At 67.1% G+C, this 15864-nt stretch carries 9 protein-coding genes; 7 read left to right on the top strand and 2 right to left on the bottom strand.

The genetic code is table 11. The features are described 5' to 3' along the window. Nucleotides 1-194 precede the first annotated feature (194 nt). Nucleotides 195-4457 (bottom strand): tetratricopeptide repeat protein, encoded by a 4263-nt coding sequence (locus ABZ937_RS03310; RefSeq protein WP_361685117.1) that lies wholly within the window; start codon nucleotides 4455-4457, stop codon nucleotides 195-197. A gap of 1134 nt (nucleotides 4458-5591) precedes the next feature. On the opposite strand from ABZ937_RS03310, the gene ABZ937_RS03305 reads away from it, so the two are divergent. Further along, nucleotides 5592-7709 (top strand): hypothetical protein, encoded by a 2118-nt coding sequence (locus ABZ937_RS03305; RefSeq protein ID WP_361685115.1) that lies wholly within the window; start codon nucleotides 5592-5594, stop codon nucleotides 7707-7709. Between the two features lie 291 nt (nucleotides 7710-8000). Here the strand turns inward: ABZ937_RS03305 and ABZ937_RS03300 are convergent, their stop codons facing one another. Beyond that, nucleotides 8001-8906, bottom strand: coding sequence for an ETEC_3214 domain-containing protein (locus ABZ937_RS03300; RefSeq protein WP_361685113.1), 906 nt, complete (start codon nucleotides 8904-8906; stop codon nucleotides 8001-8003). 467 nt (nucleotides 8907-9373) lie between these two features. On the opposite strand from ABZ937_RS03300, the gene ABZ937_RS03295 reads away from it, so the two are divergent. The 6 genes from ABZ937_RS03295 (at nucleotide 9374) to ABZ937_RS03270 (ending at nucleotide 15864) form a co-directional block, all read left to right on the top strand. Beyond that, the gene (locus ABZ937_RS03295; protein ID WP_361685111.1) at nucleotides 9374-10666 is read left to right on the top strand and encodes a helix-turn-helix transcriptional regulator; all 1293 of its coding nucleotides are present in this window, start codon (nucleotides 9374-9376) and stop codon (nucleotides 10664-10666) included. Between the two features lie 14 nt (nucleotides 10667-10680). Beyond that, a complete protein-coding gene (locus ABZ937_RS03290; RefSeq protein WP_361685109.1) occupies nucleotides 10681-11433 on the top strand; it encodes a toll/interleukin-1 receptor domain-containing protein in 753 nt (250 codons plus the stop codon). Continuing rightward, the gene (locus tag ABZ937_RS03285) at nucleotides 11430-13427 is read left to right on the top strand and encodes a hypothetical protein (RefSeq protein WP_361685107.1); all 1998 of its coding nucleotides are present in this window, start codon (nucleotides 11430-11432) and stop codon (nucleotides 13425-13427) included. The genes ABZ937_RS03290 and ABZ937_RS03285 overlap by 4 nt, the downstream gene beginning before the upstream one ends. After that, nucleotides 13424-14530, top strand: coding sequence for a hypothetical protein (locus ABZ937_RS03280; RefSeq protein WP_361685105.1), 1107 nt, complete (start codon nucleotides 13424-13426; stop codon nucleotides 14528-14530). The genes ABZ937_RS03285 and ABZ937_RS03280 overlap by 4 nt, the downstream gene beginning before the upstream one ends. After that, nucleotides 14520-14963, top strand: coding sequence for a hypothetical protein (locus tag ABZ937_RS03275; protein WP_361685103.1), 444 nt, complete (start codon nucleotides 14520-14522; stop codon nucleotides 14961-14963). Before ABZ937_RS03280 ends, ABZ937_RS03275 begins: the two co-directional genes overlap by 11 nt. Nucleotides 14964-15279: 316 nt before the next feature. Further along, on the top strand, nucleotides 15280-15864 hold the full coding sequence (locus ABZ937_RS03270) for a class I SAM-dependent methyltransferase (RefSeq protein ID WP_361685101.1): 585 nt from the start codon (nucleotides 15280-15282) through the stop codon (nucleotides 15862-15864).

Raw genomic sequence — 15864 nt, 5'->3', positions numbered from 1 at the left:
GTCCTCGCGCAACGCCCTTACCTACGCCTATCTGTCGGTGCGTGATCTGGCGTGGGCGGTGCCGCTGTTGGAGCGGCGCTGCGGGACAGCTAGCGGGCGCGGGACAAGGATCATCCGGTCGCAGCGAACGCCCGCATCAAACTCGCCGCAGTCGCCGATCACAACGGACAACGAGGTTAATCATGGCCGGGCGGTCACATCACCCCCCGGCTCGCCGACACCGCCCTCCCCTGCCGCCCACTGCAGCAGTGCTTGAACTTCCGCCCCCGCCGCATCATGCATGGACACGGCGCATTCCTGCGTGGCCGCACCACCGTGAACGGCACTGCTGCGCCAACAGCCTGCCCGAGGAGGATGGCGCGCTCGAGGTACGTGGGGTCGTCCGCGACCATACCCGGAAGGTTCCGGCCAGCGATGACGATCAGCGAGCCATGGTGGGCCCGCTCGTACCAGTGAGGTAGGAAGTTGAGCGGCAGCCCCGGCAGGAGGTCGCCGTGGGGGTTGCTGAGGGTGATTTTGTTGTCGACCAGGCGGGCTTGAAGGTCCCGGCCGGGGACGGGCGGCAGGTCGCGGAGGTCGAGGGGCTTGCCGCCATTATTGGTGTACAGGGTGCGCAGGTTGGTGAAGCCCGATTCCAGGAAGAGCCGGAGGATGACGTCCTCGATGCGGCGGCTGCCGTTGATCGCTCCCCAGCCGCCGTGGCAGTCGAGGACGATTCCGGCGCGGTCGCCGCCTAAGAGGATGCATTCGGCGTCGAAGCGATCCGGGGAGCGATCGGGGGCCGGGCCGGTGAGTTCGATCACGTCGGAGAGGTGGCAGTGGGAGTGCGCGAGCCGGAGCATCGGGTGATGGACGTCCGAGTGGCGGAGGTAGAGGAGTTCGGCCTCGCTGGACTCGTCGATGATCAGATTGCACATAGTGCAGTACTGCCTGGAGGTGGCGAACCGAAGCGTGAGGGACTCCAGATCGAATGCGGCCAGCGCCTGCTGCACGGTGTCGGAGATCCGCACGCTGCGCAGCCGGGGCAGGGCCGGGGACGGCACCACGGCGTCGTCGCGACCGTCCCGGAGGGCGCGTGCTCGGAGTGATTCGAGGACGCGCAGGTCGACCGGGCAGCCGCTCACGAGCTCCTCGGGGCTGGGCACGGTGCTGTCCGGGTCCGTCTCATGGTGGAGTGCACCCAGGAAGACCAGGGTCTCGCCTGCCTCCGACCAGTTGCCGAGCGCCTGGTGGAGCGCGAAGGCCTGCCGGGCGCGGGAACGCGCGGCCTCCGATGCATGGAGGACCTTCTCTGCGCGGGCCAGGTTGAACAGGCAGGTGGCCCGCAGGGGGCTGTCGTCGAGACGTTCGCTGATCTGCAGGGCCGTTCGGAAGGACGCGGCCGCGGCGGGGTGGTCACCGGCCTTGGCGTGGCAGGCGCCGAGGTTGGTGTGCAGGGATGTCAGCACGGTGTTCATGCCGAGCTTTTCGGCGAGCGGGATGTTCTTGGTTACCAGGGCGACGGCTTCGTCCTGGTTGCCGGTTTGCAGCATGCAGGTCGCGGCTTGCGCGCGGGCGGTGAGGAGGACGTGGAGATCTTTGTGCTCGGCAGCGGCTCGTGCGGTCTGTTCGTACTGGTCGGCTGCTTCGGCCCACCGCTCGGCCCGTGCGTGGATGTTGCCCAGTGCCATCCGGCAGTGCAGGACGCCTTCGACGTCGTCGTGCCGCTCGCAGTCGCTGAGTGCCTTGGTGATCGCGGACAGGGCTTCGGTGTGCAGGCCGCGTCGCGAGTGGAGGACGGCCAAGGCGCGCATCGCCCGGGCCCGGGTGCTGGGGGAGGCGGCGTCGCAGAAGTCGGAGACTACGGACCGCAGCATGCGGGCGCCGTCCTGCCACTGCCCCGCAACGACCAGGGCTTCGCCCAGGGCTGCCCGCACCTGGGCGAGTGCCCGACTCTCGTCGGTGGCGGCGAGAGACTGCTCCGCTTCGGTCAGCAGGCGGACGGCGTCTCCGATCCTCCCCCGGTGCCATAGCAACTGGGCTCGCTTCTGCAGGACATCTGCCTGAAGAACTGGGCTGCCGGACTCCTGGGCCATGTCCGACGCGGCCTTGAAGTGCGATTCCGCTGTGTCGTGGTGCCCGATGCCGCCACTGTACGAGGCGAGATAGGTCAGGGAGCGCGCCGCATGCTGATGGTCGCCAATTCCGATGGCGAGCTCGGCGCACTGCGCGAGGTACGTCGCGGCCCGGTCGAGGTCAGCGCGGTGCGCGGCATCCTCACCGAGTCGGAACAACGCCCGGACCTGGCCCTGCACGTCACCCGTCTCCTGATGGATGGACAGGGCGGCCTCGAGCGGCTCGGCCGGAGCCGACTCCGGCCGGGCACTGGCCGGGACTGCCGCGAGGTCCATCAGCGCCCGCGCCTCCCACTCCCGGCTGCCGATGGCCCGTGCCCGTTCGATGTCCCGGACGGACTCCTCCGCCGCCTCCGCCACTCGGCCCGTACTGCTCAGCAGTCTGGCGATCGACCGGGTGGCGAGCATCTCGCCAAAGCCGCTTCTTCGGCTCAGGTCCCGGCTGTTGCGCAGGTAATTCTCGGCCCGGCGGGTCTGTCCGACCGCAAGGTACGCCTGGCCCAGGTTTCCTAGGGCGAACGCGAGGGCCTGATGATGCCCGACGGTCCGCCAGTAGTGCAGTCCACTTCGCAGGTACTCTACGGCGTCGCGGGGCCGACCCAGGTTAATCAGCAGCGTCCCCAGGCCGAGCTGCGCCATGAACAGATGCTCGGCATCCTTGGCCGCGCGCGCCGTTTCGGCGCAACGGTGGTACAGATCTGCCGCACCCTGGCTCTCGCCGAGGTGCCCGGCCACCACAGCCCGGTTGTACAGCGCGGTGGCCGTCCAGTTGGCGTGTCCGGCCAGCTCCCCGGCCTCCTGTACGCACTGGTAGACGCGGTCCAGCTCCTTCCAGTGGCTGGCAACCCGCAGGTGCCCGGTGAGCGCGAAGGCGAGAAGCAGTAGGTGGTCCCAGGCTTCGTACTGCCGGGCCGTCTCGACGAGGGCGACCGCGCCGGGACGGTCCGCGTTCAGCGACTGCAGCGCTTCGGTACTGCTTTCGGCGGGGACTGTCGCCTCCTCGTCCAGGAAACCGATCGCATCGGTAGACGACCGCACGCGGACAGCTGTGACGAGACAGGCGTGACGAACGACATCCGCCCGTTGCGTCCCCGACCACGGCGCGGACGTCAGCCGGGCGAAGCGGTGCTGAATTTCGTGCATCACGAATCGGTCGTCGTCGATCTGCTCGATGAGGCTGAGCTCGACCAGCGAGTCGAGGAGCGCGGCCGTGTGCGTGAGGTTGTCGTCGTCGACCTCGTCCAGCGGAGGCTGTGTGATGGCCGCTGCGACGACATCGGTGGTGAACGACATGTGTGGCAGGACGCCGAGCGCGGAGAAGACCTGTGCCTGGTCGCGTTCGAGCGCGTCGAAGCTCTGCTGGAGCACAGGCTGTAGCGCGGTCTGGCCAGCGACGAGGGCCTTGACGCTGCGGTCGGCGTTGGTGATCTCGGACAGGTAGCGGTCGGCGTTCACGCGGGGCCGGCGGGCCAGGTGCGCTGCGGCGATGTGCAGGGCGAGCGGATGACCGGCGCACGCCTCGGACAGCGCGGCCGTCTGCTCGCCGGTCAGCCGGCCAGGGCCGGCGACCGATCGTACGAGCTCCTCGCTGGGCGCGGCCGGCAGTGGACCGAGATCGATGAGGTGAACCAGGCCGCTGAGCCCGCTGAGCTTGACGCGGCTGGTCCCCACCAGCGCGAACGGGCCGTCGACGGAGAGGATCTCAAGGAGCGCCTTCTCCGAGACGATGTCGTCGACAAGCAGCAGGACGCGCTTGTCGGCGAGCGTCGTCCGTAGCAGCGCCAGCTGCTGGTCACGGCGGTCCGGCAGAGGAGGCTGGGGCGGAAAGAGCGCGTGGAGTATCGACGACACAAGGTCCGTGGGGCCGGTCGACAGCGCGAGATTGATGTGGAACTGGCCATCCGGATACCACTCCGCGGCCAGCCGCGACATGCGCAAGGCGACGTCGCTCTTCCCGATGCCAGGAGCCCCAGTCGCCACAACCGCCACCCGGCCGCCGCCGTCCGCGCGCCGCAGCACGTTGAGGCCGGCGGAAATCTCCGCCTCGCGCCCGAACAGGCGCGGGCGCCGTTCGCCGGGCAGGACGGAGTCCTGCACCGAGCGGGGTTGTAGGGACGGCAGCGTCACACGGACGTCTCCCGCCACATACCCAGTGATTGCCACCCCACCTTGCGAGGCGTACGCCGCCCCTGTCGCCCTGACCGAGACGGAGCCGGGCGCGCCAGCCGCCGTCGCCGCGCTGACTCCGGTGATCGCGGTGCCGCCGTCCGTCGCGCGGGCGTCGCCGCTGTCCCGCACCTCGGCGCCTGGCCATACATCGCCGGACCCGTTCTCGTCCTCCATCAACCCGCTCCCCGAGACTAGCTGTAGTCGATCCCGGTACCGGCACTGCTGCCGGACCCGTCAGCCGTCGCGTCACCAGTCCGAACCACCCGCGCCGAGCCCGTGCCCGCCCCACCGGGGCTGCGGATCCCGGTCTGCGCCGACCCACCACCAGACGCCTTCGCCTGGCCGGTATCCGTGGCCGAGTCCCCCTGCCGGGGCTGCAACCACGCCCAGACCAGCTCCCCTGTCCCCGGGCCGTTCAGCAACCACACCATCGGCGTCGCAGCGATGCAGGCCACCCCAACCACGATCAGCACGATCTTCCACGGCCGTGTCATACCGTCCCGCCTTCCCCCTGGCCAGCCTTTCCGCAGGTAAAGCAAGGACGTTCATGCCGTTGCCACTGGTTCCGGCGGTCCGAGTTGTCCGTGGCCGTACCTCGAACGATCCGTGCGACGGTGAACAGGGAGTCGGATCGCTCACCCGTGGCTCACTGTGCAGCGTGCTTACGTGAGTGCAGTCCCGATGCGCCAGAGATGCCGAAATCCTAAACATTGCTTCGGGGAGGACGCCGGTTCGGGCAGCGGCAGCACTGACGGCCAGCAGGAGCGGACGGATGTAGGTTTACGCGGTGAAGAAGGTGTTCGCACGTCGCCAGAAGGCGACAGCGCTGGCCTGGCGCTCGTCGTGAGGGCTTTCCTGCAGGCGAGCCAAGGGGGGTCGGCTTCGGCGAAGTGGATGTAGCTGTAGCCGATCACCGGCTTGCAGCTCTTGCGTTCCCGGGTGGTGGCCCTGGCGGTTGCGGTCGCCGGCCGTCCTGCGTGATCGACTCGGCGGCCTCCTCCACGAGGATGCACATAGATACCGCTTGAACTGCGCGGACGGAAAAATCGGCACCCTGCGTCAACCTGCGGGTGCAAGACTGGACGGATGCCTGAGCAGCCCATCACCTTTCTTCCGCTGTCGTATGCGGCCAGGCCGCCCCGGAACGTCGTAGTGGCACCTCACGACAGGCACTGGATTTCCTGGACTGCAGCCGCTCTTGCGCGACTGTCGACGGTGTGGGGCTGCAGCGGAAGCGTGGTCGTGCCTTCAAGCGCGGTTGGACACCCCGCCGTCAAACGATGCCTGGCTCGTTTGAACCCCGACCACGTGCTTGCTTACATCCCGTCGTGGACCACGTACGACGCGCTGAATCCGGGCACCGTCGACAGGCTGCTGGCCGAACGTAAGATCTCCGACAGTGCTGCGGGTGAGCAGTTCAGGCAAATGCTCCGCAGGGAACCCTGGAACGGCTCCGCCGTGCACGAAGCAGAAGTGGCCGCTGACCAGCTCCGTTCGCAGCTCGCTATCAATAGACGAGAAGACCTCATCCAATGCAGCCATCTGTTCGACGACGACAACGCTCGTGAACTGACGCCGCTAGCTGAGGTGGCCACGACCCCGCTCGTCGGTGTGCCGAGGAGTCTCGTGACTACGGCGGAGGCCCTGGCCTACGCCATGCATGTCGGCATCGACGAGTCTGCGATCGACAGGCAGATCACGGTCAAGGAATGGCGGGACGCGGCAACAAGGGGCGCCGAGGCGCCGCTGCTCTCGCAGTTGCACCCGGGTGCACCTGACAATTTCAGGGCGTTGCGTTCGCACGAGGCCGGGTTGTGTGTCCCGATCACGAGAGCGTTCCGGCCCCGGAGGCGCATCCTGATCCTGGGCGACCAGCCCGAAGACTTCGCGCTTGCCGAAGCCCTGCGGCAGATCCTTGGCTCGGTGACATGGCTTCCCTGGGCAGAGCCTGGGCTCAGCGACATGTGGCTGTTTTCTCGTCGCGAATCGGACCGGCTGCTGGTGACGAGCGCGTCGCTGAGCATGGAGGAGACCCGGCAGCGCATCGAGTCGAGATGGGACAAGCGCCCCATCCGGCAGATCGAGGCAGAGCAGGAAGAACGTCGCTTCGATGTGGTAGCACCTACCGACATCGATCTGGATCACCCATTCATGGTGGTCTTGAAAGACGCCTGGGAACAGCCACGTTCCCTGCCCGTCACTGTGGAGCCGGACGGTTCGCTTCAGGCATCGCTCTCACTGGCCGCTGAGGTTCCTCGCGGCCTCGATCCAGACAGGCACCGCTGGCAGCTCACTCTCACCGCCGCCAACCACCCGCTGCCTCCGCTGGCCGCACTTGGGCCATCGACCGTCACCGCAGACGATCAAAATCCGTGGGAGACCTTCGTGCGCGCCGCCGACGGCGGCATCACGTACTGGTCTCACCGTTTCGACTTCGTGCCCAGCGGAGCGTCACTGGCCGGCTCGCTGGCGTCCCCCAAACTGGCCTGGCCCGGCATCAAACGCATCCTGCAGGTCTCGGCATCCGCCGAAGGCATCCAGGTCCTTCCCAGCCCGGCCGGGAAACGCGCCTCCATCACCGAGCGCCTCCTTGGATCCCGCGCCGCACTGGAAGCGCTGGCCGCGAGCCCGGGATGGCCATTGCTACGCCGCTTCCTGCCCGACACCGCACCAAATGGCTGTCCGGACGGCGGCTGGTGGAAATTGAAGTCCGCGGTCGTACTAGCCTGGGAAGCCATCGCGGCTCACGGCGCCCCTGCCTGGGATCTGACAGCACGCAGAGAGCAGATCGACCAATGGACCTCACAGGGCGTGCTGCGCCGTGGGCTGATCCTGGGCTGCGGCCACTGCCCCATTCTCGAGTTCTACCCTCTTGCCGAGATCAGCCAGAGCTACCGCTGCAGGCGCTGCGGAGGTGACAACCAGCTGACAAAAGACCGCTGGAAGCCCGTAACACACGAGCCCCGTTGGTTCTACGACCTCCATCCCGCAGTCCTTGAACTCGTCATGAACGACGGAGACGTACCCCTGCTGGCCACGCAGTATCTGCGCGGTCAGTACTGGGCGCGACATGCCCTGGTCTGCGAGGAGTTCGAACTTCTCAAAGACGGCGACCGATTCGTGGAGATGGACTTTGCCTTGGCCACCACCGAGGAGCTGTGGTTGGGGGAAGCCAAGAGCAATGACTCGCTCGGTGACAATCCCAAGGCACGACGGCGCGAGGCCAGCAAGCTCATGGAAGGGTGCACACTCGTCGGAGCGGCCGGTCTCATCTTGGCTACGGCCAAGGCACAGTGGTCTGCCACGACTGTGGAAGCCCTCAAGTCCGAGATTGCCGGGCGCCAGGGAGCTGGAAAAACCGTACCCAAGGTCAGCCTGCTGACGGGACTTGGAGCCTCCCCGCAGCTCGCCCGACTGAGCGTCTGATGAGACGCGGGCGGTTGCGGGATACCTGCAGGAACCTGCGCGAAGACGTCGTGTGCCGGGCCCTGGACCAGTGGACCGCCAGGGCCTTCGCCTCCGAACGGCTCACCGCCGCCATCGAAGCCCTCACCCCTCGCAAGCGCCGCAGACACCCAGACCCCGAACAGGCTCGAGCACGCCAGGCGATCAAGGACGGTGAGCGGCGACTCGCCCGCTACTAGGCAGCCCTCGAAGCCGGAGCCGACCCAGCCATCGTCACCCAGCTCCTCCGGCCGGCAGTCCTCAACACCACCGTCACCGGTCTTGCAGGACCCGCTGCTTCTTCTCCCAGCGGCGGTAGTTCAGGCGCCAGCGCCACTCCCGGATACGCCGTTGACCGCGGCTGATTCGGCTGTCAAGCACGTGGAACTCAGGATCGGCCAAGCGGACCAAGTCCTGGTCGACTCCCAAGGAGATGCCGAAGAAGCTGCCATCCTGGAGTTCCTCGTACAGCGCCGTACTACTGACGACGACGGTGTTGATCGGTGCGCTCGCCCGGTAGGCGTCTCGTCTGTCGGGCAGCAGCCGGGTGAGGGAGTCGTCTTCGTCGTCGAACCAGTCGAGGGAAAGAGGGACGGCGTTGTATCCGATGTCGTTGACTCCGACGTACCACCAGCGGTAGCCGCCAGGGTTGCCGAAGTAGTGGCTCTCCAGGTACCCGAACCGGCGGTTGCCAAGCCAAGCCCGGTGCTCGCCGATGTCGTTGAGGACTGCGAAAACAGTCTTCCCCAGTCGGATCTGCGTTTGGTCTATCAGTATACGAGGCCGGAACCACCAGCTGGTCGTGGTGATCCCGTACATGACCACGACGTCCTCCTCGGACCAGGTCACCAGGTACCCGAGCCGTGACAGGGGCCAGGTCCGGACGGTGATCTCGACCTTTCTGTCCTTGTCGTCGGCTTCTTCGGGCTCAGCGGCGGTGAGACGGGTGCATTCCATCGTCGACTGCCACTTCGGCGCGCCAAGCAAGGACTCGACATAGTCATGCCGGACTCTGGGGGCAATCTTGCGGAGGCGAGTGGTGAGGTAGCGCCTACGGCCGATAGTGCGGCGCCACCCCTCGGTGATCGTTTTGACGAGGGTCCAGCTGGCGACGAGCACTCCCGCCAGGGTCCAGACGTTGAGGGTGGTGCTGTACCAGGGTTCGGGATCGGGCTTCATCGCTGAAGGATGCCGTACGCGCGTCCGGCAGGCAGCAGGAGGGCTGGCCCGCATACATCGTGATCTCCCCGGGGCACGATGTGCTAGTTCTGCTTCAGAAAGATGATCTTCCCGACCACCTCGACTTGTCGGGTTCGGGGAGGTCTTCGGTGCCCTGGAATGGTGGCGCAGACCCTCGACGCCCTCGGCCGGTAGCGGCGGTACGAGGCGTATGACCGCCAGGCGCCGCCTGGCCTCACGGTCAAGCGGCGGGGTGGTGGGGCTGGACTTCGACACCTGGATCTCCATAGCGATCGAAGAGCCAGGTGTCATCAGTGATCGTGGCTTTTGGAGCCACACGTGCGGCGTCCCATCTACGGGAAAGGAAACGGGAAACAGCATCGTTCGCCTTGTCCGTCCAGCCGTGGTTGCCGCACTCTTTCGTGCGGCAACCACGTTCATCTGGATGGATGGTTATGGAGGTTTCCGTGCCGCAGCCGTCCACCGACTTCGGCGAGGAGCTGAGGAGAAGGCGCCTGAACGCCGGACTCAGTCTCACCGCACTGTCTGCCGCCGTGCACTACAGCAAGGCGCACCTAAGCAAGGTCGAACGAGGTATCAAGGCGCCCAGCCGCGATCTCGCCAGACTGTGCGACGCCGCCCTCAAAGCAGGAGGAGCGCTGATCGCCCTGGTCGCCACGCCCACTGCCGGTGCACCGGACACAGGGGTGGCCAGCGGGATCGACGAGGAGGAGTGGATGATGCAGCTGTCACCGGACGGTCCGAGCTGGTTCCAGCCCGTGAGCCGACGGCAGATCGTCAGCGCCGGCGCCGCGTCGCTGATGAAGTGGCGTACCGGTGGCCAAGGACCGGTCTCCGCGGCAGCTGCGGGCGGCATGCTCGAAGCGTCCCGCTCGCTGTTCACGCACTACCGCCGGCTCGGCCAGGGCGCGGAGCCCGGCTTCCTGCTGCCGGGCCTGATCGCACAGACGCACACGTTGCGAGAACTGTCCGTGCACGCGGACTCCCGCACCCGTCGGCGTCTACTGGAACTCGGCTCCCGGTATGCCGAGTACGTTGGCTGGCTGGTGCAGGAAGCCGGAGACGAACAGGCGGCACTCTGGTGGACGCAGCGGGCGGTGGATCTGGCGGCTGCCGGCGGTGACCGGGCGCTGGCCGGGTATGCGCTGGTCCGTCGGGCGCTGGTCACGCTGTACCAAGACGACTCAGAGCAGACGGTCGTCCTCGCGCGGCGCGCGCAGAGCGGTACGCTCCCGCCGCGAATCCGCGGGCTGGCTGCGCAGCGTGAGGCCCAGGGTCACGCGCTGGCCGGCGACCGCGACGCATGCCTTCGCGCTCTGGACAGGGCACGGCCATTGCTGACCCGCCAGGAGGACGATGCCGACACACCAGTGATCGGCAGCATGCATTTGCCCGACTCGGTCGGCATGGTCACCGGGTGGTGCCTGTTCGACCTCGGCCAACCGCGCGCGGCGGCAGAGGAGTTGACCCGGCAACTCGCACGCGTCTCGCCCGAGGCGGTGCGCACGCAGGTGCGGTACGGCGTACGCCGAGCGCTTGCTTACGCGTCGGCCGGTGAGATCGAGCAGGCCTGTGCTACGACGGCACCGCTCCTCGACGCAGTGGCAGCCGTCCGGTCCGCAACCGTCACGATCGATCTCCGGCGCCTCGCCCACGTCCTGGGCCGCCGCTCCCATCACGCCTCAGTACGCCAACTGGCTGCACGTCTGGGCTCCTTATCACACTTCCCTGCTTCCTGAAGAGAGGAATGGCCGTGACCGATGTGTTCATCAACTACCGAACTGGGGACGGCGACAAGACCGCCGCACTCATCGACCACGAACTGTCACGCCGTTTCGGCCAGGACCGCGCCTTCCGTGCCTCGAAGTCCATCTCCCCGGGCAGCGCGTATCCCGACGCGCTGTTGACGGGTCTACGGCGCTGCTCCGTGCTCCTGGCTGTCATCGGGCCGGATTGGACGAACTTCCAGGCCCGGCTGCGTGACCCGGAGGACTGGGTACGCAAAGAGATTCTGGAGGCCTTCACCTGCGGGATCCCGGTCGTTCCCGTACTGGACGGCCGGAAGACGGATCGACTGAACAAGGCGGACCTGCCGGACGAGCTGGCGCGGCTGGCCGACCTCCAGTCCATACGGTTGGACGGGCACGACACCGAGGCGGGGCTGAAGCATCTCGGTGACCTGGTGGCCGAGATGGCCGGCCTCCACGACGTGGACCGGGACGCCGCCGCCTCGCCCGCGCCCGGCTCTGTGACGAACTCGACCGGAGACGTGATCGGAACGGCCGTACAGAGCCGGGACTTCACCGGAGATGTCGGCGGCACCGTCATCAAGGGCTCCAACGGGCCGATACACACAGGGCGAGGCAACATTTACCAGAACTCGCGCCACGTGTCGGGTGGCCGGCACTTCTCCGGCGACGGGATGACGTACTTCGAAGGCGACCATCACGGAGACATCCGGCATCGTTTCGGTGAGTCCGACCGGCGCGAAGGCGACGACGAGTGAGCGAGCGCCACAGCACATGGGTCGACAACCCCCGCGGCCCCATGCACACCGGCAGCGGCGACATCTACTTCACCGTCGGGACTCATCTGCAGGATACGGACACGTCCGCCTTCCGGCGTGTCGCTGACGACCAGCTCACGTGGCTGCGCCGGGTCCTGGTCGACCCGATCGGCATGGGAGAAGCCCGCCGCACGCTGTCCGACACCGGCACAGTCATCCTGGCCGGCACCCCGGGAAGCGGTCGTACCTCGGCGGCTCGGATACTTCTCCGCGAACATCATCAGGACACCGGCGTCTTCCACGAACTGCTGCCCGACGAGGAGGACGAACTGCCCCTGAGGGACCCGGATCTCGTCGGCGCCGGCGACCGGCTGCTGCTGGACCTGTCGGCCACGCACGCCGACCGCTGGACCGCAGCCCGAGCGGACCTCTCTACTCTCCGCAAGGCTGTGCACGACCAGCACGCCCATCTCGTGGTCGTCATGCCGCACGGGAGCGCGCTCGACTCAGACCTACAGCAATACCGTGTTGAAATCCGACGCCCACCCGCGCTGCAGGTCTTCCAGCGCCACCTTCGGGTGCATGGTGTGCCCCACGAGCAGTACCTGGCTGTTGATCAGACGGTCGACATTCCGGATGACGAGTGGCCGATGCGGGAGATCGCGGCCTTCGCAGACCTGGTGCGCCGCGCTCGCGAGGCAGCTCCCGCCGGCCACGGATTCCGACAGTGGTACGCAACGGCTCGCAAAGCGCGGGACGACCGGCGCCAGGAGATCGCCACAGTCGTCACCGGATTACGCGAGGGCCCGCAGCGCGCCTTGCTGATCACGGTCGCCATGCTGCACGGCGCCCATGCCGATGTCGTCCACCAGGCGGCCCAACTCTTGCTCAGCACCCTCAGGCACCCACCGGACGAAATCCCGTTGCTCCAACGCAAGGACCTCGCCGAGCGGCTGCGTGAGATTTCCGCCGGTACCGGACCAGACGGTCACGTGCGCTTCACGGAGCTCGACTACGACGCGGCGATCCGCGCCCACTTCTGGGATCACATGCCCGAACTGCGACAGTATCTCGGCACCTGGGCCGCGGGCAGCGTGGACTTGAACGACCCACACGTCACCCGGGAGGTCCGTGACGGACTGGTGGCGCGGCTGGCCGCGCAGTATCTGCGGACCGGACGCGGTGAAGGTCTGGCCTCCCTGGCCGAGGACTGGAGCGCCACGACCACGAGCCGGGCCCGCCTGGAGGCCGCAGTCCATGCGCTCACCTGCGGGCTCAACGACCCTGCACACGGCAGGAGCTTCCGCCAACGGATCTACCAGTGGTGCGCCAACAAGCACCTCAAGGGAGAGTTCGCGCAGGTCCTTGTCCGGGTGTGCGCGGATGTCATCGCGTCCAGCCACCCCGATCAGGCCATGCTCCGGTTGTACCACCTGGCTCGCCGGGAGCGCGGCACCACCCGCGCCCTGCAGGAAGTGTGCGAACTGGTGGCAACAAGCAGCCGACTACGGCGGCGGCTGCTCGACCGTCTGGCACGCTCAGCCCTCTCCCCCGCCGAACTCCGTATCTTTCTACCCGCCTGTGACCCGGTGGCGCTCCTCGCCCCCTACGACAACTCCAGCGCCCTGGTGGAGGAGAACGGGGTGCAGACCTCCGTGACCACGTGCTGGCGAGCAGTGCTGGACGAGCTGCCACATGCTGAGTGGCGACCCTACGCAGAGCGCTGGCTGCATACGGCGACCGATGCCGGACATCGTGGTGACCTGCTGCTGGGCCTCCTCGTCGACGCGGCCGACCAATGTAAGGGCAAGCGTGGCACAACCTTCGCCACCCTGTACGCAAGCGCCCGCGCCGCCGAGCGCACCGCCCCCGGCGGAGCCGTACGAGCTGCCGCGACCACCGAGCGGCTGCTCCAAAAGATCTCCGCGGCCCAGGGACTCGCCCTTCACGACACGCCACCGCCCACCGCATCACCGAGGGGGACCACACCATGACGACCGGCTGCAAGACGACGACCGTCTTCCTCACCATCCTGTGCGGCCTCCTGCTGAGCATTCTCGGCCTGACGCAGAATTGGCCTACGTTTGCCTGGCCCGCACTGGCCGTAATCCTCGTCGGGATCCCCGCAGCCGCGTTCAAACTCGCCGCATTACGACGTGGTCCCTTGCCAGTCGACGTGCAGGAGCAGCGCACAGATCCCCCCGTCGAACGCAGGGAACACCACGTCAGACACGTGGCACTGCCCAGCCAGTGGACCGACTACGACTTCGTGTTCTCGGCAACTGTGCGGTGGTACCCCCGCGAAGCAGTCGGCAACGACCCCATCCTCAACCCAGTGGGCCTCGCAGTCGAAGCAGTCCTGGACCGAGCCCGCTCGATAACCGAGCAGCGGGAGCCAGGTCGGCCATCCCTGGTCCAGCATGAACTGAGCGGTGCGCTCAGCAGGATGCTCCCGGACCCCACCGGCCACCTTCACGTCATGGCGGATGACATCACACTTGCCTTGCCCGAACACGACCAAGAACGGCTGGACCGACTCGCCGAAGTACGCAAGGACAAGGCGGTCTGGGAACATCAGCGGAAGTACGAGCAGAGCAAGCGGCAATACCTGAGCGAAGACGTACTGAAGGACACCGGCAGCGCGGTCGTCTGGTGGCTCGCCAAGAACGACGACCATGTAGAGAAGACCGTGGCTGATCTCGGTCTGCTCGCGCAGCTCACGTCCGCCGCCAACGACACGGACGTGCCCGAACGGCTTCTTCATCTCATAGCCCAGCCGCACGGCGAACGACCCGGTCCGCTGCCGGAGCCGGCACCCCCCTTCGAACAAGAGCTGAAGACCGCCGACCATTTCGAGGCCTTCCTCAACAGCATGGGCTTCACAGACGGAGACGTCCGACGAGCAATGCTGGCCAAGCAAATCGCCGACGTCATCAAGACACAGGATCGGCACGAGACCGCCGAGGACCTACTCCGCAGGTTCGATCCGCCGGCGAGCGTCACACCGAACGTCGATGACCCATCGGCCTCAGCACACGCCGCGCCCGACGGAACGCCCGAAGCCTCGCCCTCTGAAAGGAAGACCGATGGACAGTGAGCTGGCCGCCCTCGCCGCATCCGGAGCGACCACCCTGGTCTCGCTCATGGTCACCGACTCCTGGATGCATGCCCGCAAACTCGTCGGGCGGTATTTCTCACGCATCGGTGCAGATGAAGCCTCGATCACCCACTTGGACACCGCCCGAACTCGGCTACTCGCCGCCGAAGCCAGAGGTGACGCACAAACGACCCGTGACATCACCAACCAGTCGCACGCCTACCTGCGACATCTCCTGCAGCCAGGCTCCGCAACCAGCGACGACCTCCGCGACTTGCTCACATCCTTGCAAGACGTCACGAACAACGCAGATACACAACCAAGCACCGTGCACAACACCATCAGTGGAGGCGTACAGCACGCTCCCGTCATCCAATCCGGCCGGATCACCGGACTCACCCTCCACACACACCACCCCATCGATCCGGCGTAGGACCGGGCCACGGCGGTCAGCATCAGCACTGGGCCGAACTGCCGATGTGGCAAGCCCTGTGCCATCCGCAGTACCGGGCAGATACAGGCCGTCAGCACCACGGTGATTGCAGTGATTGCCGGCTCCTATCCGCTCGCTGTCGCGATCGCCGGTGTTCTGGTTGCCCACCTACTCGACGTACGCACCACCCCTCGCGCTCGGTGCGCTCCTCCAGGCATCCTCGTCCTGCTTCTGCTGCTGCGCTCCGTCCGAAACGTCCGCCGATGCCCAGCGGGATCACGGCCTCGGCTGTCCCTCCCGCTCGCGAAGGAGCCGAATGACGACCACCCCCGCCACCGCCGACTACTGGGAGCCGCTCTGGGCCGGCGGCCGCCGGTACCGGGAAGTCAGCAGCGCCGAGGCCGCGCTCCTGGCAGATCACGTCGGACCCGGCCGTGGACGCCCGGCCCTCGACATCGGCACCGGCGACGGCGCCCTTGCCCACCACCTCCACGAGCTCGGTTACCGCACCACCAGTATCGACTTCTCCCCCAGCGCCATCGCCGCAGCAGCCCAGAAGACCCGGAGCCACCAGTACGGCGAAGGGCTGGCCTGGCATCTGATGGACTTCGCCGCCGACGACGTCAACGCCCTGCCAAACCGCGCGTACGCGGTCGTCACCTGCCGCCTGGTCTACCGGTGGATGGACGACAAGCCGGCCTTCCTCGACCGCGTCCGGAAGGTCCTGGCACCCGGCGGGACCTTCTGGGTCGTCACCGAACTCGCCGGTCGCCGCGAACACAGCGACCCCTGCAAGCACCTCGGGATCACCGCCGCAGAGGCCGAGACGCTCACCGCGGGCTGGTCGGTCGTACGCACCGCCGATCTCGACGTGCTGCGCTGCTACGCACTCCGCTTCTGA

The organism is Streptomyces sp. NPDC046727 (genome assembly GCF_040645635.1).
In the GTDB taxonomy this organism is placed as follows: domain Bacteria; phylum Actinomycetota; class Actinomycetes; order Streptomycetales; family Streptomycetaceae; genus Streptomyces.
This window is presented reverse-complemented; position numbering and strand designations above follow the sequence as displayed.